The sequence below is a fragment of the Pseudomonas sp. S3_A09 genome, from assembly GCF_054668065.1.
This window is the reverse complement of sequence record NZ_CP162752.1, coordinates 1,799,104-1,820,159: the sequence shown is the minus strand read 5'-3', so window position 1 is coordinate 1,820,159 and position 21,056 is coordinate 1,799,104. Positions and strand designations below refer to the sequence as shown.

The 21,056-nt window shown below is 61.6% G+C and carries 19 protein-coding genes and 1 pseudogene; 7 read left to right on the top strand and 13 right to left on the bottom strand.

The window, feature by feature from the left end; all coding sequences use genetic code 11:
* Window positions 1-61 precede the first annotated feature (61 nt).
* Window positions 62-823, top strand: coding sequence for a YdcF family protein (locus tag AB4N92_RS08585; protein WP_010206774.1), 762 nt, complete (start codon window positions 62-64; stop codon window positions 821-823).
* A 126-nt stretch (window positions 824-949) separates the two neighbouring features.
* Here the strand turns inward: AB4N92_RS08585 and lnt are convergent, their stop codons facing one another.
* From lnt to miaB, 5 genes are all read right to left on the bottom strand, one after another.
* Window positions 950-2,473, bottom strand: coding sequence for an apolipoprotein N-acyltransferase (gene lnt, locus AB4N92_RS08580; protein WP_010206773.1), 1,524 nt, complete (start codon window positions 2,471-2,473; stop codon window positions 950-952).
* Window positions 2,474-2,481: 8 nt separating this feature from the next.
* Complete coding sequence (locus AB4N92_RS08575; protein ID WP_460129828.1) at window positions 2,482-3,321, bottom strand: HlyC/CorC family transporter; 840 nt, start codon at window positions 3,319-3,321, stop codon at window positions 2,482-2,484.
* Between the two features lie 41 nt (window positions 3,322-3,362).
* Window positions 3,363-3,821 carry an rRNA maturation RNase YbeY gene (ybeY, locus tag AB4N92_RS08570; protein WP_010206771.1) on the bottom strand — a complete coding sequence of 153 codons (459 nt, stop codon included), beginning with the start codon at window positions 3,819-3,821 and terminating at the stop codon, window positions 3,363-3,365.
* Complete coding sequence (locus tag AB4N92_RS08565; RefSeq protein WP_010206770.1) at window positions 3,814-4,818, bottom strand: PhoH family protein; 1,005 nt, start codon at window positions 4,816-4,818, stop codon at window positions 3,814-3,816. The genes ybeY and AB4N92_RS08565 overlap by 8 nt, the downstream gene beginning before the upstream one ends.
* A gap of 230 nt (window positions 4,819-5,048) precedes the next feature.
* The gene (miaB, locus tag AB4N92_RS08560; protein WP_021492966.1) at window positions 5,049-6,377 is read right to left on the bottom strand and encodes a tRNA (N6-isopentenyl adenosine(37)-C2)-methylthiotransferase MiaB; all 1,329 of its coding nucleotides are present in this window, start codon (window positions 6,375-6,377) and stop codon (window positions 5,049-5,051) included.
* 131 nt (window positions 6,378-6,508) lie between these two features.
* Here miaB and AB4N92_RS08555 point away from each other — a divergent pair, with 131 nt between their 5' ends.
* Window positions 6,509-6,835: a DUF1820 family protein gene (locus tag AB4N92_RS08555; protein WP_003194436.1), complete on the top strand. Its 327-nt coding sequence runs from the start codon at window positions 6,509-6,511 to the stop codon at window positions 6,833-6,835.
* A 128-nt stretch (window positions 6,836-6,963) separates the two neighbouring features.
* On the opposite strand, the gene AB4N92_RS08550 is transcribed toward AB4N92_RS08555, so the two are convergent.
* The 4 genes from AB4N92_RS08550 to AB4N92_RS08535 form a co-directional block, all read right to left on the bottom strand.
* Window positions 6,964-7,518: a tetratricopeptide repeat protein gene (locus AB4N92_RS08550; RefSeq protein WP_010206766.1), complete on the bottom strand. Its 555-nt coding sequence runs from the start codon at window positions 7,516-7,518 to the stop codon at window positions 6,964-6,966.
* Window positions 7,519-7,743: 225 nt separating this feature from the next.
* Window positions 7,744-9,027, bottom strand: coding sequence for a glutamate-1-semialdehyde 2,1-aminomutase (gene hemL / locus AB4N92_RS08545; protein ID WP_010206765.1), 1,284 nt, complete (start codon window positions 9,025-9,027; stop codon window positions 7,744-7,746).
* A gap of 17 nt (window positions 9,028-9,044) precedes the next feature.
* Complete coding sequence (thiE, locus tag AB4N92_RS08540) at window positions 9,045-9,668, bottom strand: thiamine phosphate synthase (RefSeq protein WP_460129822.1); 624 nt, start codon at window positions 9,666-9,668, stop codon at window positions 9,045-9,047.
* A gap of 18 nt (window positions 9,669-9,686) precedes the next feature.
* Complete coding sequence (locus AB4N92_RS08535) at window positions 9,687-10,484, bottom strand: hydroxymethylpyrimidine/phosphomethylpyrimidine kinase (RefSeq protein ID WP_021492965.1); 798 nt, start codon at window positions 10,482-10,484, stop codon at window positions 9,687-9,689.
* 277 nt (window positions 10,485-10,761) lie between these two features.
* On the opposite strand from AB4N92_RS08535, the gene AB4N92_RS08530 reads away from it, so the two are divergent.
* The 4 genes from AB4N92_RS08530 to AB4N92_RS08515 all read left to right on the top strand — a co-directional run bounded on the left by AB4N92_RS08530 (window position 10,762) and on the right by AB4N92_RS08515 (window position 17,205).
* The gene (locus tag AB4N92_RS08530) at window positions 10,762-13,152 is read left to right on the top strand and encodes a hybrid sensor histidine kinase/response regulator (protein ID WP_044287936.1); all 2,391 of its coding nucleotides are present in this window, start codon (window positions 10,762-10,764) and stop codon (window positions 13,150-13,152) included.
* Between the two features lie 100 nt (window positions 13,153-13,252).
* Window positions 13,253-14,905, top strand: coding sequence for an acyl-CoA dehydrogenase family protein (locus AB4N92_RS08525; protein WP_236266954.1), 1,653 nt, complete (start codon window positions 13,253-13,255; stop codon window positions 14,903-14,905).
* A gap of 120 nt (window positions 14,906-15,025) precedes the next feature.
* On the top strand, window positions 15,026-16,498 hold the full coding sequence (gene amn, locus AB4N92_RS08520) for an AMP nucleosidase (protein ID WP_162098509.1): 1,473 nt from the start codon (window positions 15,026-15,028) through the stop codon (window positions 16,496-16,498).
* Window positions 16,499-16,569: 71 nt separating this feature from the next.
* Window positions 16,570-17,205, top strand: coding sequence for a pseudouridine synthase (locus tag AB4N92_RS08515; protein WP_044287935.1), 636 nt, complete (start codon window positions 16,570-16,572; stop codon window positions 17,203-17,205).
* Here AB4N92_RS08515 and AB4N92_RS08510 read toward each other — a convergent pair.
* The gene (locus AB4N92_RS08510; protein ID WP_025858220.1) at window positions 17,200-17,409 is read right to left on the bottom strand and encodes a DUF2788 domain-containing protein; all 210 of its coding nucleotides are present in this window, start codon (window positions 17,407-17,409) and stop codon (window positions 17,200-17,202) included. The genes AB4N92_RS08515 and AB4N92_RS08510 overlap by 6 nt on opposite strands.
* Before the next feature lie 202 nt (window positions 17,410-17,611).
* On the bottom strand, window positions 17,612-18,091 hold the full coding sequence (locus tag AB4N92_RS08505) for an Lrp/AsnC family transcriptional regulator (RefSeq protein WP_003194418.1): 480 nt from the start codon (window positions 18,089-18,091) through the stop codon (window positions 17,612-17,614).
* Between the two features lie 398 nt (window positions 18,092-18,489).
* On the opposite strand from AB4N92_RS08505, the pseudogene AB4N92_RS08500 reads away from it, so the two are divergent.
* Window positions 18,490-19,535, top strand: a pseudogene (locus AB4N92_RS08500) (DUF6515 family protein).
* On the opposite strand, the gene AB4N92_RS08495 reads toward AB4N92_RS08500, so the two are convergent.
* Window positions 19,532-20,425 carry a cation diffusion facilitator family transporter gene (locus tag AB4N92_RS08495; protein WP_010206752.1) on the bottom strand — a complete coding sequence of 298 codons (894 nt, stop codon included), beginning with the start codon at window positions 20,423-20,425 and terminating at the stop codon, window positions 19,532-19,534. The pseudogene AB4N92_RS08500 and the gene AB4N92_RS08495 overlap by 4 nt on opposite strands.
* 15 nt (window positions 20,426-20,440) lie before the next feature.
* Complete coding sequence (locus tag AB4N92_RS08490) at window positions 20,441-20,860, bottom strand: hypothetical protein (protein ID WP_010206751.1); 420 nt, start codon at window positions 20,858-20,860, stop codon at window positions 20,441-20,443.
* Window positions 20,861-21,056: the final 196 nt, after the last annotated feature.

The window sequence follows — 21,056 nt, the reverse complement described above, 5'->3', positions numbered from 1 at the left end:
CGTAAAGATTGTCGCTAAACCCCGTTACACCTTAGGCTTCGGGCATCTATGGAGATGCCCGATGCCTATTCGTTACTTCATCAAACAACTGCTCCTGCCGCCCGGCATTCTTTTGCTGTTGCTGGCCCTTGCCTGGTGGTTTCGTCGCAGCCGTCCGCGCTTGGCGGCGTGCTGCTTCGCCCTGGGGCTGGGTGGCCTGTGGCTGATCAGCTTGCCGGTGATGGTGGAGTGGGGTGCCCGGGCCCTGGAAAGCGAGCCACCGTTGGCCCGTGAGGACTGGAGCACCCTGGCCCAGCGCGCCGACGCCATTGTGGTGTTGGGTTCGGGGCGTGAACGCGGTGATCCGGCCTGGGGCACCGACCAGCCCACCGGTATCGGCCTGGGGCGCCAGCGCTACGCCGCACGCTTGGCCGAGGCTTCCGGTTTGCCGGTGCTGACCTCCGGTGGCCTGCATTACGGCACACCGCCCAGCGAGGCGGAGTTGATGGCCGTGTCGATGCAGGATGATTTCGGTGTAACCGTACGCTGGAAGGAAGAGCGCAGCCGTACGACCTGGGAAAATGCGCAGATGAGTGCCGAGATTCTATTGCCGGAAGGTATCAAGCGCGTGGTGGTGGTGACCCAGGCCTGGCACATGTCGCGTTCGGTCTGGAGCTTTGAAAAGGCCGGTTTCACCGTGGTCCCGGCGCCCGTGGGTTTCCTGGGCGTGGACAACGCCCGGCCGCTGGGTGGTTGGATGCCGGAGTTCAAGTCGGTGTGGCAGAGCGGGCAGTTGATCAATGAAGCGGTGGGGCAGGTGGGGTATCGGGTGTTCTACCAATAACACCGCAAATCAAAATGTGGGAGCGGGCTTGCTCGCGAATGCGGTGTGTCAGTCACCAAATGTATTGACTGATCCACCGCATTCGCGAGCAAGCCCGCTCCCACATTGGGTGTCTGTGTTTGTCTGTCAGACGGTTTTGGCCATGCGACCGGCCAGCAGCGCCCAGCCAAACAGCCCCAGGCACACAATGATCAACGGCCATGAGCGCCATTGCAGGTACGGCGTAAGGTTGTGCATCGGCACGACTTCACCGTAGAGGATGCCGCGTTCGAATTGCGGGATCTGCGCGGTGATCTGACCGAACGGGTTGATCAGGCCGGTCACGCCATTGTTGGTGGCGCGGATCATCCAGCGACCGGCTTCGAGCGCACGCATCTGCGCCATTTGCAGGTGCTGCAACGGACCGATGGAGCGGCCGAACCACGTGTCGTTGCTGATGGTGAGCAGCAGATCACTCTGGGCCGACAGGCCGGCAGCGAACTCCGGGTACACCACTTCGTAGCAAATGAACGGCGCAATCTGATAGCCCTTGGCCTGCAGCATTGCCTGGTCTGACGGGCCGCGAGCGAAGTCGGACATTGGCAAATCGAAGAAGGCAATCAGGCCGCGCAGCATGTCCTGCAGCGGCACGTACTCGCCAAACGGCACCAGCTTCTGTTTGAGGTAGGTGCCGTCACCTTCGCCAACCACGGTGATACCGTTGAAGTAGCGCTTCTGGTGATGCACTTCCTGGCGGATCGGTACGCCGGTGATCAGCGCGGTGTGCCGGTCGGCAGCGAACTTGCCCATCATGCCCAGGTAGCCTTCGACAGACTCCTTGAGCACCGGCACGGCGGTTTCCGGCCACACCAGCAGGTCGACGGGCTTGGAGGTGAAGCTCATGTCGCGGTACAGCGCGAGCTGTGCGTTGAGCTGCTCCGGGTCCCACTTCATGCTTTGTTCGACGTTGCCCTGGATGGCGGCCACGCTCAGCGGCGCGCCAGACGGGCTGGTCCAGGCGTGATGCTTGAGCGCCAGGCCGATCGCCCAGGGCGCGACCAGTAACACAAGGCCTGCACCAATGAATGCGTTCCGCTTGCCAGCCAGCAGGCGCGGCAAGTTGCACAGCAGCGCCGCCGTGAGTGCCAGGGCAAAGGAAATCAGCCACATACCGCCCACGGGCGCCAAACCCGTCAGCGGGCCGTCAAGCTGGCTGTAGCCGGAGTACAGCCACGGGAATCCCGTCAGGAACCAGCCGCGAAACGCTTCCTGGCCCACCCACAACGCAGCAAACGTCAACGCATCCGCCAATGGAGCCTCGTTACGACGCAACCAGCGCGCCCACAACCACGCGGGCAGCGCGAAGAACCAGGCGATGGCGGCGGTAAACAGCAGCATCAAGAAACCCGCCAGCAGCACCGAAGCGCCGCCGAAGTGGTGGATGCTGTAGTAGATCCAGCTGGTGCCGGCGCCGAACAAGCCGAAACCGAAGCACCAGCCACGGCCCAGGGCCTGGCGCGGGCTCAGGTCCCGCAGCCCGATATAGAACAGCCCGACCGCCAGCAGCGCAAATGGCCACACGTCGAACGGCGCCAACGCCAGGGTGGTGATGGCACCGGCCACCACGGCCAGCAGATTACCGGGCCAGCCGGGGCGGGTTAGGCGCTGCATGTCATTCCTTAGCGGGCAATAGGGGTCAGGCGGATCAAGTGGATTCGACGACTATCGGCGTTCAGGATGCGGAAGCGATACGCGCCGATCTCGGTGGTTTCGTTACGCTTGGGCAGATGCCCGAACGCACTCATCACCAACCCGCCCACGGTATCGAACTCGTCATCGGAGAATTCGCTGTCGAAGAACTCATTGAAGTTCTCGATCGGCGTCAGCGCCTTGATCAGGAAGTCACCGCTGGGCAGTGGCTTGATGTAGCTGTCTTCTTCAACGTCGTGCTCGTCCTCGATGTCGCCGACGATCTGTTCCAGCACGTCTTCAATCGTCACCAGGCCGGCTACGCCGCCGTATTCGTCGATCACGATTGCCATGTGATTGTGGTTGGCGCGGAATTCGCGCAGCAACACATTCAGGCGCTTGGATTCGGGCACGAAGGTGGCCGGACGCAGCAGGTCCTTGATGTTGAAGCTGTCGCCGTTCTCCTTGAGGATCAGCGGCAGCAGGTCCTTGGCCAACAGGACGCCCATGACGTCGTCATGGCTTTCACCGATCACCGGGTAGCGCGAGTGCGCCGAGTCGATCACGGCCGGGAGGAATTCCCGAGGGGTCTGGGTCGCCTTGATGCTGATCACCTGCGAGCGCGGGACCATGATGTCGCGTACTTGCAGGTCAGCCACCTGGATGGCGCCTTCGACGATGGCCAGCGCTTCGCTGTCCAGCAACTTGTTCTGATGGGCCTCGCGCAGCAGCTCAAGCAGCTCCTGGCGGTTTTTCGGCTCGTGGGCAAAAGCCTGGGTCAGTTTACCCAGCCATGACTTCTGCCCGTTGCTCGATCGGTCTTCGCTCATAGCGATTACTCTGAATCCTTTATTGTTACAGTTGAGTGTTTTTAAACTTCGTCGTCGGCATACGGGTCCGGATGACCCAATTCTGCAAGCAACGTTTGTTCCAGTGTTTCCATTTCCTCGGCTTCGTCATCGTCTATATGGTCGTAACCCAAGAGATGCAAGCAGCCGTGGATGACTAGATGGGCCCAATGGGCTTCTAGTTCCTTGCCTTGTTCTTTTGCCTCGCGCTCCACCACGGCGACACAGATGACCAGATCGCCCAGCAACGGGATATCCAGCAGTTCATCCGGCACGTCGGCGGGGAAGGACAGCACGTTGGTCGCGTAATCCTTCTGGCGCCAGGTGTGATTCAGTTCGCGGCCCTCGGGCTCGTCCACCAGGCGAATGGTCAGTTCCGAGTCGGCGGTGCGCTGGCGCAGGGCCAGGGCGCACCATTGGCGGAACTGTGCTTCGCTGGGGGCGGGCGCGTCGGTGGCCAGCTGCAGGTCAAGCTCAAGCATCGCGGCGAACATCCTTGGACAAACCATCGTCGCGGTGTTCGAAGCGCTCGTAGGCCTCGACAATGCGCTGCACCAGCGGGTGGCGCACCACATCCTTGGGCATGAAGTGCGTGAAGCTGATGCCCGGCACGTCCTTGAGCACCTCGATCACCTGGCCCAGGCCCGACTTGGTGCCCTTGGGCAGGTCGACCTGGGTGATGTCGCCGGTGATCACCGCAGTGGAGCCGAAGCCGATCCGGGTGAGGAACATCTTCATTTGCTCGACAGTGGTGTTCTGGCTTTCATCGAGGATGATGAAACTGTTGTTCAAGGTACGACCGCGCATGTAGGCCAGCGGGGCGATCTCGATCACCTGGCGTTCGATCAGCTTGGCCACGTATTCGAAGCCGAGCATCTCGTACAGCGCGTCATAGAGCGGGCGCAGGTACGGGTCGATCTTCTGGGCCAGGTCACCGGGCAGGAAACCGAGCTTTTCGCCGGCCTCGACCGCTGGGCGCACCAGCAGGATGCGGCGCACTTGCTCACGCTCCAACGCGTCGACCGCGCAGGCCACGGCCAGGTAGGTCTTGCCGGTACCGGCAGGGCCGATGCCGAAATTGATGTCGTTGCCGAGGATTTCCTTGACGTACTTCTGCTGATTCAAGCCGCGGGGGCGAATCATGCCTTTTTTGGTACGCAGGGCCACGCTGGCTTCGGCCACAGGGTTGTTGGCCAGGTCTTCAACCGCCGATTCCTGCAGGTACAGGTGCACCGTTTCCGGCGACAGCTCACTGCCCTTGGTTTCGCGGTAGAGACGGCGCAGCAGGTTTTCTGCAGACGTGGTGTGTTGGGGTTCACCAATGAGCTCGAACTGATTGCCGCGGTTGCGGATCTCGATGCTCAGGCGTTGTTCGATCAGGCGCAGGTGCTCGTCGAACTGTCCGCACAGATTGGCGAAACGGCGAGCCTCAAATGGCTCGAGGATAAAACGATGGGGTTCTGCTATGGGTGCGTTCAAGGTCGCTTTTAGCCGCCCTTTGGCTGTTGAGGTGAAAGAGAGAATAACGCCAGGCGCCGGTGTGCGAAAGCACTTAAATAGCCTGGCCCCACTCTCGATAACCATGAAGAACTCCTGTGGGAGCTGGCTTGCCTGCGATAGCGGTGGGTCAGTTGGCACATAGGGCACTGATACATCGCTATCGCAGGCAAGCCAGCTCCCACATTTTGATCTTCATCCGGTCCGCGAGATCAGTTGATCAGCGAGCCGCGCAACGAGTGTGGCTGCGCTGCATCGATGTGCACATCGGCAAATTGGCCGATCAGGGTCGGGTTGTCGCAGCGGAAGTTGACGATGCGGTTGTTCTCGGTGCGCCCCTGCAACTCACCCGGGTCTTTCTTCGAGTAATCGGTGACCAGGATGCGCTGGGTCGAGCCGACCATTTGTCGGCTAATTTCGAAACCCTGTTGGTTGAGGCGATGTTGCAGTGCGTTCAACCGCTCCTTTTTCAACGCCTCCGGGGTTTCGTCCAGCAGGTCCGCCGCCGGGGTGCCCGGGCGCTGGCTGTACACAAACGAGTAGGAAAAGTCGAAACCGACGTCTTCAATCAGCTTCATGGTCTGCTGGAAATCTTTCTCGGTTTCGCCCGGGAAGCCGACGATAAAGTCCGAACTGATGCAGATGCCCGGTACGGCGGCGCGCAATTTGCGCAGCTTGGATTTGTATTCCAGGGCCGTGTGGTTGCGCTTCATGGCCGAGAGGATGCGGTCCGAGCCCGATTGCACCGGCAGATGCAGGTGCTTGACCAGTTCCGGCACTTCGGCGTGGGCCTGGATCAGGCTGTCGGAGAACTCCAGCGGGTGCGAGGTGGTGTAGCGGATGCGTTCGATACCGTCCACGGCGGCGACCACGCGGATCAATTCCGCCAGGTCGGCCAGGCGACCGTCGTGGGTCAAACCGCGGTAGCCATTGACGTTCTGGCCCAGCAAGGTCACTTCACGCACGCCGTTTTCGGCCAGGTGGATGATTTCCGACAGCACGTCGTCAAATGGCCGACTGACTTCTTCGCCACGGGTGTAGGGCACCACACAGAAGGTGCAGTACTTGCTGCAACCTTCCATGACCGATACGTAGGCGCTTGGCCCATCGATGCGCGGCTCGGGCAAGTGGTCGAATTTTTCGATTTCAGGGAATGACACGTCGACCTGCGGCAGCTTGGTGAAGCGTGCGGCGTCGATCATTTCCGGCAGGCGGTGCAGGGTCTGCGGGCCGAAGACCACATCGACATAGGGCGCGCGGTCGCGGATCGCTGCGCCTTCCTGGCTGGCCACGCAACCGCCGACGGCGATCACCATGTCCGGGTTGGCGAGTTTCAATTCACGCCAGCGGCCCAGCTGCGAGTAAACACGGTCCTGGGCCCGCTCGCGGATCGAGCAGGTATTGAGCAGGATCACGTCGGCATCTTCGGCGCGGGCGGTGACTTCCAGGGCCTGGTGTTCGCCCAGCAGATCGACCATGCGCGAGCTGTCGTACTCGTTCATCTGGCAACCGTGGGTTTCGATATAAAGCTTCTTGGCCATGGGAATCGTCAACTGGTGGTAAAGAACCGCGCATTATAGGGGGCATGCCCATTGGTTCCTAGCGTTGTGCATCGGGTGCCATGCTATAGTTCGCGCCCTCTTTTATATCCCCGATGTGTTGTTCGCCCACCATGACCAAACGTGAAGCTCCAATCTATAAGGTGATTTTCCTCAACCAGGGCCAGGTGTTCGAAATGTACGCCAAGCAGATCTATCAAAGTGATCTGTGGGGCTTCCTGGAAGTGGAAGAGTTCGTCTTTGGCGAGCGCACCCAGTTGGTCGTCGATCCGGGCGAAGAGAAGCTCAAGGCTCAATTTGAAGGCGTGGTGCGCAGTTTTGTGCCGATGCATTCGATCGTGCGCATCGATGAAGTCGAGCGCCTGGGTACGCCGAAGATCAGCGAGGCGCGGGGCACCAGCAATGTCATGCCGTTTCCGATGCCGATGCCTGAGAAGTAGGGCTTTAGACCGCGTCGACCCTATTCGCGAGCAAGCCCGCTCCCACACGTGATGAGTTCCAGCTTTGGAATGCAGTCAAATGTGGGAGCGGGCTTGCTCGCGAAGAGGCCCTAAAAAGCACCAAAGACTCAGGGCAGGGGTGAAAAGGGCGAGCGCCCATCGGCACTCTGCAATTCCTGCAGGTAATTGCGGAAAATCTGGCCCAACACCTGGGTGGCGACTTCCAGTTCATCGCGCTGCATGTGCTCGGCGACTTCGTCGGCCGTGTCCAGCGCGTCTTCGGCGCCGTTGACCGCGGCCATTTTCAGCACGATGTACGCCTGCACGTTATTGGCCGGCACGCCTTCGCCTTTGAAGAACATGTTGCCCAGCTCGAATTGCGCCTGGGCGTGACCTTGCAACGAGGCTTTCTCGAAGTAGCTCAACGCCTTGTTGAGGTCGCGGGCCGGGTTTTTACTGTCGTGGAAGTACTCGCCCAACTCGTATTGCGCCTGCGCATCCCCGCCATCGGCCTGTTTCTGGCACGCGCTCAAGGCTTCGGCCTGGCTGTCTGGCTGGGTATTGAGGGTGCAACGACCCATCGCTGGGATTAACAACGAGTTGCCGCCTGCTTGTGCATGCGCCAGCAGCGGCTGAAGGAGCAACAGGCAGCCCAGAACCAGGGTGCGGCCGGTGCGTTTCATGGGAATCGACTTACCTCTGACGGGGCGCGCGGATCCTCGGGGGATCCAATAAGCGCGCATTATGAAATAAGCAGGCCTCTGCTTACAAAGTCTTTACTCGTTTTTCTGCTGCTTGGGCAAGTTATCTGCCGGATTGCAGGTGATTTCTCTAAAAAACGCGGAAATCTCTGTAAGCAAAGTAGCAAATCAGACACCGTTTGCGCGGTGCCTGATTTTTTCGGCCAATTATTTCAGTGCAGCAAAGGCGCGCTCGGCGGCATCGAGGGTCAATTTCAGCTCGGCTTCGCCATGGGCGATCGAGGTGAAGCCGGCTTCGAAAGCGCTTGGCGCCAGGTACACACCGCCTTCCAGCATCAAGTGGAAGAAACGCTTGAACAAATCGGCGTCGCTGCCCATTACGTCATCAAACGTCACGATATCGTCGGCACCGCTGAAATACAGGCCGAACATCCCGCCCGCCTGGGTGGTAACAAAGGGGATGCCGGCGGCATCGGCGCGCTGTTGCAGGCCGTCCAGCAGGCGCGTGGTGTAGTCGGTCAGCTCGGCGTGGAAGCCCGGGCGGCTGATCAGGCGCAGGGTGGTCAGGCCGGCGGCCATGGCCAGCGGGTTACCCGACAAAGTGCCCGCCTGGTACACCGGGCCCAACGGCGCGATGTGTTGCATGATTTCGCGCTTGCCGCCGAAGCAGCCCACCGGCATGCCGCCGCCGATGATCTTGCCAAAAGTGCTCAGGTCCGGCGTGACACCATAGTGAGCCTGGGCCCCGCCGAGCGCGACGCGGAAACCGGTCATCACTTCGTCGAAAATCAGCACCACGCCGTGTTTGTCGCACTGCGCGCGCAGGCCTTCGAGAAAGCCTGGTGCCGGTGGTACGCAGTTCATGTTGCCGGCCACCGGCTCGACGATGATGCACGCCACGTCCTTGCCCACTTCATTGAGCATCTGCTCGACGGCGGCGATGTCGTTGAACGGCAGGGTCAGCGTGTGTTTGGCGAATGCCGCCGGCACACCGGCGGAGCTTGGCACGCCTTGGGTCAGCAGGCCGGAACCGGCTTTCACCAGCAGGCTGTCGGAGTGACCGTGGTAGCAGCCTTCAAACTTGATGATGCTGTCGCGGCCGGTGAAACCACGGGCCAGGCGGATCGCGCTCATGGTGGCTTCGGTGCCGGAACTGACCATACGCACCATTTCCATCGACGGTACGATCGAGCAGACCAGGTCGGCCATCTCGGTTTCCATGGCGGTCGGCGCGCCGTAGGACAGGCCGTGTTCCAGCTGCTTGCGCACCGCGTCCAGCACGTCCGGGTGGCTGTGGCCGAGGATCATCGGGCCCCAGGAACCGACATAGTCCACATAGCGTTTGTCATCTTCGTCGGTGACGTAGGCGCCTTCGGCGTGCTTGAAGAACAGCGGCGTGCCGCCCACGCTCTTGAACGCACGCACGGGGGAGTTCACACCGCCGGGGATGTGTTTCTGGGCATTGGCAAACAGCGTTTCGGAACGGGACATGATCGGGCTCTCTGAAATCAAATCTTAAGAAGGGCGTTGAACGCACGGGCGCGGCGCGTGACTTCCTGGGTGCTGTCGGCGCCAAACAGGCCGTGCACCACCGCCAGCAGGTCGGCGCCATGGGCCACCAAGGGCTCGGCGTTCTCCAGGGTGATGCCACCGATCACGCAGATTGGCAGCTGCAAACGTGTGCGGGCCTGGGCCAGCATCTCCACGGTCGCGGCAGGCGCGCCAGGCTTGGTGTTGGAATTGAAGAAGCGGCCGAAGGCGACATAACTGGCGCCTTCCTTGGCCGCCTGCTCGGCCAGTTCGATCTGGTTGTGGCAGGTGGAACCGATGATCGCCTTGGAGCCGAGCAGGGCCCGGGCCGGGGTCAGCGGGCCGTCGGTCTGGCCCAGGTGCACGCCGACGCCGAGGCGCGCGGCCAGTTCAGCGTCGTCGTTGATGATCAGTTGGGTCTTATAGCGCGAGCACAGCTCCCGCAGCTTTTCCGCTTCACGCAGGCGCCGGGCTTCGTCGCTGCTTTTGTCGCGGTACTGCAGCAGGGTCACGCCACCGTCCAACGCGGCTTCGACGTAGGCGAGGAATTTCCCGGCCAGCAGTTGGCTGTCGGTAATGGCGTAAAGGCCACGTAGTTTCATCGGGCAGGCCTCTTAGTCTTACGAGCAGAAATCCAGCGGCAACCGGCGTGGTACAAACTGGCCCTGGCCAAGTTGTTCGGCATCACGCAGGGTGCGCCAAGTGTAGTTGAGGGCCGATTGCACGGCGCTGACCAAGCCTTCGCCCTGGGCAATCCGACCGGACAACGCGCTGGCCAACGTACAGCCCGAACCGTGATAGCTGCCGGGCAGGCGCTGGCAGGTAAAGGTCTGGCGCGTGCCATCGCGGCTGTAGAGGCGGTTGTGCACTTCGTGCTCGTCGCCATGGCCGCCGGTGATCAGCAGGTGCTTGATGTACGGCAGCAGCTTCTCGGCGCATTCGTCCGCCGTGCCTTCAGGCAGCTCCGCAAGGATGCGCGCTTCCGGCAGGTTGGGCGTGGCGATCAGCGACAGCGGCAGCAACCGCTCGCGCATCGCATAACCGACGTCGTCCTTGCCCAGGCTGCCGCCGCCGCCGGCGCGCAGCACCGGGTCGCACACCACGGGCAGGTGCGGATGCGCCTGCAGCAGTTCGACCACGGTGTCGACCATCGCGGTGGAACCGAGCATGCCCAGTTTGACCGCCGCCACCTCGGAGTCGCCGAGTACAGCATTCGCCTGGGCCAGTACCCACTCGCGGTCGAGCACGCGGAAATCACTGACGTTGACGGTGTTTTGCACGGTCAAGGCGGTAACGGTCGGAGCCGCATGGCAACCCTGGGCGAGCAGGGCTTCGATATCTGCCTGCAAGCCGGCGCCACCACTGGGGTCATGGCCGGAGAGACAGAGGACAACGGGACGAGAGCTGTAGATATTCATGGTGCGCGAGCTTACCACCAAACGCTTTTGGCGGGGCCGTCTGGCGATGGCTGAATTTTGTCACTGCAGTGACGCTTTTTTGGCGGTTTTTTAGACGACAAAAATCGCTGAAAGCATCGATCTAGAGCCTTTCAAAAAATTATCTCAATGGTGTCTAGTGGCCTTTGGCAGCTATGCTAGAGTGGATCCAAACTACTGACTGTATTGCCGGTGTACGTCTTCTCAAAAGGAATGGGGGGCTTTTTTGACATGACCGGACAGGCCACGCTGGGGCTCTATGCGCTATTTGCTGATTTTTTTGTTGAGCGGGCTGCCGCTGTTCGCCAACGCCATCGAGTTCAACCAGAACACGCGAAGCCTGCCGTTGGGCCGAGCCATTCAAGTGCTCGAAGACCCGACCGATGCCCTCACCATCGCGGACGTCAGTGCGCCTTCCGCCACCCCGCAGTTCAAACCCCACGATAAAGACACCCTGAATGCCGGCTACTCGCGCTCGGTGTTCTGGCTCAAGGTCAATTTGCACTACCTGCCGACTCAGGCCGAAGCGCAGCGTACCTGGTTGCTGGAGCTGGCCTACCCGCCGCTCGACCATCTTGACCTGTACTTGCCGGACAGCAGCGGCACCTATCGCCTGGCGGGGCGCACGGGCGATGCGCTGCCGTTTTCCGCGCGTGAGATCCGCCAGAACAACTACCTGTTCAAGGTCGACTTCGCGCCGGGCGAGGCCAAGACCGTCTACCTGCGCCTGCAAAGCGAAGGCTCGATCCAGGCGCCGTTGACGCTCTGGTCCAGCACCGCCTACCTGGAGCAACAGCCGCTGCGCCTGTATGTGCTGGGCCTGATCTATGGCGTGTTGCTGGGGATGCTGGTCTACAACTTGTTCATCTACCTCAGCGTGCGCGACACCAGCTACCTCTATTACATCTTCTATATCGCCTCGTTTGGCATGTATCAGCTGTCGGTCAACGGCGCGGCGGTGGAGTATTTCTGGCCGAACAACCCCTGGTGGGCGAATGCCGCGACGCCGTTTCTGATTGGCTCGGCGGCGCTGTTTGGCAGCCTGTTTGCGCGCAGCTTTTTGCACACGGCCCAGCACAGTCGCTGGATCAACCGGCTGCTGCTGGCGCTGGTGGCCTGTGGCGGTGTGGTGATGCTGTTGTCATTGATGACCAGCTACGCCCTGGCGCTGCGCCTGGCTACCGGCTTGGCGCTGGTGTTTACCGTGACCATCTTCGTCGCCGCCATTAAGGCCTGGTACTGCGGGCAGCGGGTGGCGCGCTATTTCATCATCGCCTGGTCGGCGTTTCTGTTGGGCGGGGTGGTGAATACGTTGATGGTGCTGGGTTACTTGCCCAACGTATTCCTGACCATGTACGCCAGCCAGATCGGCTCGGCGATTGAAGTGGCGTTGCTGTCCCTGGCTCTGGCCGACCGCATCAATTCCATGCGCGAGCAACAGGCGCAGATCCTCTTCGATGCCAGCCAGAAACTCGAAGTGCTCAACCAGCAGTTGGCCCGCAGTAATCGGCTCAAGGATGAATTCCTCGCCACCCTGACCCACGAACTGCGAACGCCCATGAACGGCGTGATCGGCTCCCTCGAACTGATGCAGACCGTGCCCCTGGACGCGGACCTGGCGCAATACCATCAAACCGCCGCCGGTTCGGCGCGGGACATGATGCGCATGGTCAACGGCATCCTCACCCTCACCGAGCTGCAGGCCGGTCGCCTGAGTGCCCAGCCCCAGGTATTCAGCCTGCGCGGTACGCTCGACACCTTGCGCCAGCAATTCACCGCCAACGCCCAGAGTAAAGGCCTGGCGTTTTCCATCGACGTGGCGGACGAGTTGCCGGACCGCGTACTGGGTGACGCCGACAAACTGCTGCAGAGCCTGGATTGCCTGCTGGACAACGCCTTCAAATTTACCCACGAAGGCTCGGTGCGCCTGCGTGTGGTGGGTGTGCCCCAGAGTGACGGCGGTCTGCGTTTGAGCTTTATCGTCACCGACACCGGTATCGGCTTTGCTTTCCTCGACGAGGCGACCCTGTACCAGCGTTTCTTCCAGCTGGATGGTTCCACCACCCGCGAGTATGGCGGCCTGGGTATCGGCTTGGCGATCTGTCGGCAACTGATCGAGTTGCTGGGCGGGCGTCTCACCCATCATTCCGAGCCGCGCAAAGGCAGTCGCTTCCAGCTGGAACTGGAAGTCAGCCCGGTAGCGTCAGACTCCAAGCCAGCGCCGGATCGGCAACGCGCGCCGCAGGAGTGTTCGGTGTTGTTGGTGGATGACAACAGCGTCGGCCAATTGGTCGTGCGCGGCATGCTGCTCAAGCTCGGTTACCGGGTAAAAACCGTGGACACGGGCCCGAACGCGTTGGCGGCTTTGCAAGCGGGGGATTTCGACGCCGTACTGTTGGATATTCCCGAAGGGGGTTTTTCGTTGTGCTGTCAGATCCGTGCACTGCCGGGCTGCGGCGAGTTGCCGGTAATCGCCCTGAGTACGTCGCTGAATGTGTCGGAGCGAGAGCGCTGTCATGGCATCGGCGTCTCTGAGCATCTGGTCAAACCTGTGCGTTTCGAGGCCTTGCAGGCGGTGTTGGAGCGTCGGTTGTTGTGTCCGGCAGAGGGTGAAAGCGCCGCGTATTCGGCGGGTATGCCACTTTTTTAAGCGTCGTAGCAGTGCTTAACTGAAAAAACCGGCCTCAATCGACGGGCACCGTGCAGGAGCGAGCTTCGATCGAAATGGGCCTTTTTCCAGGAGGCCCGTCATGAACCTGCATCAGTTTGCCGAAACCCACGACGTCACCAACCAGCCACCGTCCCTGGACGGCACCAACCTGTACCGTATCGATGTGCCCCTGCAGGAATGGTCGCGCCGCTTTGGTGCCGGCTGGGCGCAAGCGCGCATCGATGCCTATGGTGCGCTGGCCGGCGGGCCGCTGATGGAAGCCGGGTTCCTGGCGAATCAAAACAAACCGGTGTTCAGCAGCCATGATCGTTATGGTCATCGCATCGACCTGGTGGAGTTTCACCCGGCTTACCACGAATTGATGCGCACGGCCGTCGAACACGGTTTGCCTTCGCTGCCTTGGGCGCATCCGCAGTCCGGCGCCCATGTGGCCCGCGCCGCCATGACCTACCTGCACAGCCAGGCCGAAGCCGGCACCGGCTGCCCGCTGACCATGACGTTCGCCTGCGTACCGGCCCTGCGCCTGCAACCTGACCTGGCCGAGACCTGGCTGCCGAAAATCCTCACTACCCAATACGACCCGCGCAATGTCGGCATCGCCCACAAGGCTGGCGCCACGCTCGGCATGGCCATGACCGAGAAGCAGGGCGGCACCGACGTGCGCGCCAACACCACCCGCGCTTACCCCGTGGGCGCCGGTGGGCCGGGGCAAGCCTATGAACTGGTGGGCCACAAGTGGTTCTGCTCGGCACCGATGTGCGATGCCTTCCTGACGCTGGCGCAAACCGACAAGGGCCTGAGCTGTTTCCTGCTGCCCCGGCACCGCCCGGATGACACGCGCAACGAGTTCTACATCCAGCGCCTGAAAAACAAGCTCGGCAACTGCTCCAACGCCTCCAGCGAGGTGGAGTTCCGTGGTGCCCTGGCCTGGATGATTGGCGAAGAAGGTCGTGGCGTGCCGACCATCATCGAGATGGTCGCCATGACCCGCTTCGATTGCATGGTCGGCTCCAGCGCGTTGATGCGCCAGGCGCTGACCCAGGCCAGCCATCATTGTGCCCATCGTTCGGTGGGCGGCCGTGTACTCAGCGAACAGCCCTTGATGCAAAATGTGTTGGCGGACCTGGCGCTGGAAAGCGAGTCCGCTCTGGCCTTGAGCCTGCGCATGGGCCGGGCGCTGGACCATTTGGGGGATGAGCAGGAAGCCAAGTTCGCCCGGCTGGTGACGGCGGTGGGCAAGTATTGGATCTGCAAGCGTGCCCCGGCCATGATCAACGAAGCCGCCGAGTGCATGGGCGGTGCCGGGTATGTCGAGGACAGCATCCTGCCGCGCCTGTACCGTGAGGCACCGGTGAATTCGACGTGGGAAGGTTCCGGCAACGTGCAATGCCTGGACGTGCTGCGCGCATTGTCGAAAGAACCCGGCGTACTGGAAGCGCTGTTTGTCGAGTTGGGTGATGGGCATGGCGACCGGTTGCTGGCGCGGCATATCGAGCAGCTGAAAACGGCGTTCATGGACACCCAGGATATCCAGTACCGCGCTCGGCAACTCACCGAAGATATCGCAGTGGCGTTGCAGGCCAAGCTGTTACTGGAAGCCGGCAATGCGGCGGTCAGCGATGGGTTTATCGCCAGTCGATTGGGCGAATCGTCCGGTCGGGCGTATGGCACCTTGCCGCGCGGTGTGGCGGTGGAGGCCATTGTGGCTCGCTCAACCCCGCAATCCCTCTGACTGAGCACGGTCCAAATGTGGGAGCTGACCCACCGCCCTCGCGGGCAAGCCCGGCTCCCACATTGATCGCATTCCAGCTGAGATAAGGGCAAGATAAAGGCCTGCACGTCAGAACACAGGATGCTTACCGTGACCGAAGCTTTTGTTGTCGTTCAAACCGCCGAAGAAGCCGTGGATCGGCTGGCGGCCCTGCATGAGCGTGCCACCGGTGCGCTCAATCAGGCCCTCAAGCAATACCTCAAGGACCGCGTCGAGCCCGACGCCGAACAACGTGCGCTGTTTCGCTATCCGGAACTGCGCCTGACCTACCACTGCCACGGCGAAGTCCCACAGACCACCCGGGCGTATGCCAAGGTTCAGCTGCCGGGGACCTACAGCGTTACCGTCACCCATCCTGCGGCGTTCCGTAAATACCTGCTGGAGCAACTGGTGCCGCTGATGCACGACTTCACCGTGACGGTGGAAGTCGGTGTCAGCCAGCAGAATATCCCGTATCCCTACGTGGTGGAGCAGGGCGATGAACTGGCTGGCTCCGGCGTGACCGCGGCGACCCTGGCTCGCGTATTCCCGAGCACCGACCTGTCGGCCGCCACCGATGGCATCGCCGATGGCCTGTACGACTGGGAAAACACCGATCCGCTCCCTCTGGCGCTGTTCGATGCGGCACGCGTGGACTTTTCCCTGCGCCGCCTGGTGCACTACACCGGCAGCGACTGGCGCCATGTGCAGCCGTGGATCCTGCTGACCAACTACCACCGTTATGTCGACCAGTTCATCCTGCATGGTCTGGAGCAACTGCGCAGCGATCCGCGTTTTATCCGCATGGTGTTGCCGGGCAACGTGGTGATCGACAAGAGCATGGACCACGGCGAAGCCTCCGCCATTGCCGCAGGCGTGGTGTGGCACCGCTACCAGATGCCGGCCTACCACCTGCAGGCGGCCGACGGCCACGGCGTGACCCTGGTGAACATTGGCGTTGGCCCTTCCAACGCGAAGAACATCACCGACCACCTGGCTGTGCTGCGTCCACATTGCTGGCTGATGATCGGCCACTGCGGCGGCTTGCGCCAATCCCAGACCATTGGCGATTACGTGCTGGCCCACGCTTACATGCGCCGCGACGGGATTCTCGACCGCGTAGTGCCGCCGAACATCCCGATCCCGGCCCTGGCCGAAGTACAGATGGCCTTGCAGCAAGCGGCGGCCAACGTCACCGGCGAAAAGGGTGAAGAGCTGAAAAAACGCCTGCGCACGGGCACCGTGCTGACCTACGACGACCGCAACTGGGAACTGCGCTGGGCTCAGGAACGGCCGCTGATCAACCTGTCCCGCGCCGTGGCCGTGGACATGGAAAGTGGCACCATCGCCGCCCAGGGTTATCGCCTGCGGGTGCCATACGGCACTTTGCTGTGCGTATCGGACAAGCCGCTGCACAGCGAAATCAAGCTGCCAGGTTCAGCCAACGCCTTCTATGAGCGCGCGGTGAGCCAGCACTTGAAGATCGGCATCGAGGCGGTGGATTTGCTGCGCACCGAACTCAACTCGCTGCACTCGCGCAAACTGCGCAGCTTCGACGAGCCGCCATTCCGCTAAGCGGTTGGGATGGTCATTTAACGGTCAGGCCACTAGCATTGTCGGTCCTGACCGTTAGATGTTCCTTTGCCATGTCGCGTCCCACCCGTCCCGATTCTCGCCGCCCCGGCGTGAAACCTCCGTATTCCGCAGCGCGGCGTGTCGCCAAGGCGCCACCGGCCGAGCCGAAATTGATCCTGTTCAATAAACCCTTTGACGTGCTGACCCAGTTCAGCGACGAAGGCGGACGTGCGACCCTCAAGGATTTCATCGCCATCCCCGGCATCTATCCGGCGGGCCGCCTGGACCGTGACAGCGAAGGCCTGTTGTTGCTGACCAACGATGGCCAGTTGCAGGCGCGCATTGCCGACCCCAAGCACAAGCTGGCGAAAACCTACTGGGTTCAGGTGGAAGGCGAGCCGACGGAAGAGCAACTGCAACGCCTGCGCGATGGTGTCGAGTTGAATGACGGCAAGACGTTGCCTGCCCAAGCGCGGCAGTTGGATGAGCCCCAGTTATGGCCGCGCAACCCGCCTGTGCGCTTTCGCAAAAACATACCGACTTACTGGCTTGAATTGGTGATTCGCGAGGGACGTAACCGCCAGGTACGGCGCATGACTGCCGCCGTGGGGTTGCCCACCTTGCGCCTGGTGCGCGTGCGCATTGGCGATTGGACGATCGACGGCCTGGATCAAGGCCAGTGGAAGGAAGTGCCGGCGCGCTTATAAGGCGCCGGACTCGATCAGGCCGATCACCACGCTCTTGATGATGAACGCGGCCACGCCCAGGCCCAAGACGAAGAACAGGATGAAAGAGCCAAAGCGCCCGGCTTTGGACTTCTTCGCCAGGTCCCAGACGATAAAGCCCATGAAAATGATCAGCAGGGTGACCAGACCGGTCATCATCCATTCTTCAAACAGGGCGGGGTCGATGTTGTTCATTAGGGCGTTCCAGCAGGGCAGGCGGGCAGTATACGGCAGCGTTACAGACGCAACATTGACCTGGATCGAAGTGCGTCCAACTGTGAGAGCGGGTTTGCTCGCGAATGCGGTGGGTCAGTCACCTATTCATCAACTGACAGACCGCATTCGCGAGCAAGCCCGCTCCCACAGGGGATCTACAGTGTTCTTGAAATCAGGTGCGTAGGTGCGTCAGCGGCAATTCGGTGCTGTTAAGCACCTGGTTCAGCACAAAGCTTGACCGCACACTGGTCACACCTTCAATGCGGGTCAGATGCCCCAGCAGCAACTTCTGGTAGTGATCCATGTCCGGCACCACCACTTTCAACTGATAGTCCGCATCCATCCCGGTGACCAAACTGCATTCCAGCACTTGGGGCAGGGTGCGGATCGCCGCTTCAAAGTTCTCGAAACGCTCCGGGGTGTGGCGGTCCATGCCGATCAGCACATAGGCGGTGAGGCTCAGGCCGAGCATCTTGCGGTCGAGTAACGCGACCTGGCGAGCGATGTAGCCATCGTCTTCCAACTGCTTGACCCGGCGCGAGCACGGCGACGGCGACAAGCCGATGCGTTCGGCCAACTCCTGGTTGGAGATCCTCGCATCACGTTGCAATTCCGCCAAAATACTCAGGTCGTATCGGTCAAGCTTGCTCATTGGGTTAGCCTTTGTCGTAACTATTGCGGCGAATTATCCATGAAGGGTTAAAAATTGCGCAAGCACTGTTTATTGACGCAATCTTCGCAATCATCTGCCGGGCGTTGACGGGTATCTTTATCAACAGAATCACCGCCTGGACAACAGTCCACTTGCAGCGAGCCCAATCAGGCCCGCTGCGGCCGCCACCCCAGCAGGGTTGAGCCGGCCTCCAGGCTGCACACTGTCCACAAGACGGCGTGAGGTGAGCCAACGCCAAAAGCGTTGAGCCAGGACGAAATTCTCAAGGGGTGGCCGACGGGTCACCCCTTTTCTTTTGCCTGCTGATAACCTGTCCGCGAACCGGGCCTGGCTTTTCCAGTCTCATGGACAGGCCCTAATCCGCAGTGAGGAATAGCATGAAGCGCATCTGGCGTATGGCAGGTGTAGGTTTGCTGATGGTCACCGTTGGCGCCCAGGCAGTGGCCGAGGAGCGTGACAACGGGCCGCGCGGTGACGGCGGTGGACAGCACGAAAGAGGGCCGGAGGGCGGACGGCCAGGGGGAATGAACAGCCGCGCCCGCAGAATAACCCCTCGCGTCCACAGAACAACCAGCCTCGGCCGGAAAACAATCAGCCACGCCCGCAGAATCAGCATTTTGATCGAGGTGGCCAGAACAGTGGCGGCCAATGGCAGGGGCACCCCCAAGGTAACGAGCAGGGGCGGCCGCAGCCACAACCACAACCCTCGAATAACCTGCCGATCCAGAGTCGCCCCGACACCGTGCGCCAGACCCAGGAACCGCGCCAGGGCTACTACCGCGACATCCCTCGACGCAATGACGGCAACCCGCACTGGGAAGCCGGCGGCCCGGGCTCGCGTCCCGGCGACAACCGCTGGCCCGGTCGTCCCGACGGCCATGGCAACGGCTGGGGCCCAGGCCCGCAACATCGCCCCGGCTACGTGATCGACCGCTTCCCCGACCGCAATTACCGCGTGCCTTACCGTGGCCAGGATTACTTCTACTCCGGCGGCTATTGGTACCGTCCACAAGGCCCGCGCTATGTGGTGGTGACGCCGCCTTACGGCATCCGCGTGCATTACCTGCCGGACTACGCCCGTGAAGTGTGGGTGGGCGGCGCGCTGTTCTTCCTCGCCGCCGGCGCCTATTACACCTACGAAAGCAGCTCCCAGCAGTATGTGGTGGTGCAACCGCCAGTTGCCGTGCCTGCACCGCCGCCCGCGCCGCAAGGCAATGGCTATGACGTGGTGGCGTATCCGGCCAACGGCCAGTCACCGGCGCAGGTACAACAGGACGGTTATGACTGTTATCGCTGGGCCGTTCAGCAGAGCGGCTTCGACCCGCAGCAAGTCACCTACGCCCCCGACCCGGCGGTGGTGCAAACCTACCGCCAGGCCCAGGGCAACTGCCTGAGCAGCCGTGGTTATCAGGTGCAGTACTAGGTTTTATTGCCCGTGACCACTTCCCGCGGGTCGGCGTGCACCAGTACTTCGGCACGCGGGTAAGCCTTGTGAATGGCATCGGCGGCCTGGTCGCTGATGCCATGGGCCACTGACAGCGTCAATTCCCCCGGCAATTCCAGGTGCAGCTGCACAAACCAATGGCTGCCGGAAATCCGCGTGCGCAAATCATGCGCACCCAATACGCCCGGTACGCCGCGGGCCAGTTCCAGCATGTGCTGGCTGACGTCCGGCGGCAGTTCCTCATCCATCAACACCGCGAAGCTTTCCCGGGCGATCTGGATCGCGCTCCACAAGATGTAGGCGGCAATCCCCAGGCCGAACCAAGCGTCCACCTGATGGTAGCCAAAACCTGCCACCACCAGCGCCACCAGGATGCTGCCGTTGAGCATCAGGTCCGAGCGGTAGTGCAGTGAGTCCGCGCGCACGGCGTTGGAGCCGGTTTCACGGATCACCCGGTGCTGCAGCATCAATAAGGCTACTGTCAGCACCAGGGAAAACACGATCACACCAATGCTCAACCACGGCGCGCCCACAGGTTCCGGGTGTTGCAAGCGCTCGTAGGCCTGGAGCGCGATCAACACCGCACTGCCGCCGATAAACAGCGCCTGTGCCATGCCTGCCAGCGACTCGGCCTTGCCATGCCCATAACGGTGATCGTCATCGGCCGGGCGCAGCGCGTAATGCACCGCGAGCAGGTTCAGCAGTGAGGTCACGCCGTCCAGCAGCGAGTCGGTCAACCCGGCGAGCATGCTCACCGAGCCGCTGAACCACCAGGCGATGGACTTGGTGATAATCAACGCACAGGCCACACCCACCGAAGCGCGAGTGGCCAGGCGCAAGAGCCTGGCGTGTTCGGGACTGCTGGTCATAGGCGGGTCGAATCCTTAGGCGGCGGGTTGCAGGCCCAGGCTGGCGAGCTGTTGTACGCTGCCCTTGAACTGGATCATTCGCGGGTCGTCCAGCGGCAGGCTGCGGCCGGTTTCTTTCTGGATGATGCTTTGCAGCTTGGCGTTGTCGACCTTGCCGTCGGCGCCAATGGCTTCGTGGAGTTTTTGCGGATCGACCTGGGCGGTCTTGCCCGGTTCGAAGTAGATAGCGCCAGTGGCGAAGTCCACGCCGAACGCGATCAGGCCGGGGATCACATAGAACAGCAGGCCCACCGCATCGAGCACGGCAATGGTCGGGTCAATCTTGCCGTCGATCTGGCCACGGCGGTCCGGGTAGAAGATCGAACCGCAGGCCGTCAATTGGCTCAGCAGGGTGACGGCGAGGACACCGCCAATGACACGGGAAGCGATACGCATAACATTCTCCTGAACACGATTGATACGGGACTATATGACAATACTGCCGAGCAACACCGCTCTAATGTGGGGGCTGGCTTGCCTGCGATGGCACCCCCTCGGCTTATTTGAAAGACCGAGTTGTCAGTATCGCAGGCAAGCCAGCTCCCACCTTTGACCGCGTAGCCAGGCGCAGCTGGTGGTGTTTTTCAGACCA

What these genes read in the sequence shown, in the direction of transcription:
- AB4N92_RS08490 (WP_010206751.1), bottom strand. Translation starts at nt 20,860, where the DNA reads ATGCGTATCGCTTCCCGTGTCATTGGCGGTGTCCTCGCCGTCACCCTG.
- ybeY (WP_010206771.1), bottom strand. Translation starts at nt 3,821, where the DNA reads ATGCTTGAGCTTGACCTGCAGCTGGCCACCGACGCGCCCGCCCCCAGC.
- AB4N92_RS08525 (WP_236266954.1), top strand. Translation starts at nt 13,253, where the DNA reads ATGAACCTGCATCAGTTTGCCGAAACCCACGACGTCACCAACCAGCCA.
- AB4N92_RS08555 (WP_003194436.1), top strand. Translation starts at nt 6,509, where the DNA reads ATGACCAAACGTGAAGCTCCAATCTATAAGGTGATTTTCCTCAACCAG.
- amn (WP_162098509.1), top strand. Translation starts at nt 15,026, where the DNA reads ATGCTTACCGTGACCGAAGCTTTTGTTGTCGTTCAAACCGCCGAAGAA.
- AB4N92_RS08515 (WP_044287935.1), top strand. Translation starts at nt 16,570, where the DNA reads ATGTCGCGTCCCACCCGTCCCGATTCTCGCCGCCCCGGCGTGAAACCT.
- hemL (WP_010206765.1), bottom strand. Translation starts at nt 9,027, where the DNA reads ATGTCCCGTTCCGAAACGCTGTTTGCCAATGCCCAGAAACACATCCCC.
- AB4N92_RS08530 (WP_044287936.1), top strand. Translation starts at nt 10,762, where the DNA reads ATGCGCTATTTGCTGATTTTTTTGTTGAGCGGGCTGCCGCTGTTCGCC.
- AB4N92_RS08550 (WP_010206766.1), bottom strand. Translation starts at nt 7,518, where the DNA reads ATGAAACGCACCGGCCGCACCCTGGTTCTGGGCTGCCTGTTGCTCCTT.
- thiE (WP_460129822.1), bottom strand. Translation starts at nt 9,668, where the DNA reads ATGAAACTACGTGGCCTTTACGCCATTACCGACAGCCAACTGCTGGCC.
- AB4N92_RS08585 (WP_010206774.1), top strand. Translation starts at nt 62, where the DNA reads ATGCCTATTCGTTACTTCATCAAACAACTGCTCCTGCCGCCCGGCATT.
- AB4N92_RS08495 (WP_010206752.1), bottom strand. Translation starts at nt 20,425, where the DNA reads ATGACCAGCAGTCCCGAACACGCCAGGCTCTTGCGCCTGGCCACTCGC.
- AB4N92_RS08575 (WP_460129828.1), bottom strand. Translation starts at nt 3,321, where the DNA reads ATGAGCGAAGACCGATCGAGCAACGGGCAGAAGTCATGGCTGGGTAAA.
- AB4N92_RS08505 (WP_003194418.1), bottom strand. Translation starts at nt 18,091, where the DNA reads ATGAGCAAGCTTGACCGATACGACCTGAGTATTTTGGCGGAATTGCAA.
- miaB (WP_021492966.1), bottom strand. Translation starts at nt 6,377, where the DNA reads ATGGCCAAGAAGCTTTATATCGAAACCCACGGTTGCCAGATGAACGAG.
- lnt (WP_010206773.1), bottom strand. Translation starts at nt 2,473, where the DNA reads ATGCAGCGCCTAACCCGCCCCGGCTGGCCCGGTAATCTGCTGGCCGTG.
- AB4N92_RS08535 (WP_021492965.1), bottom strand. Translation starts at nt 10,484, where the DNA reads ATGAATATCTACAGCTCTCGTCCCGTTGTCCTCTGTCTCTCCGGCCAT.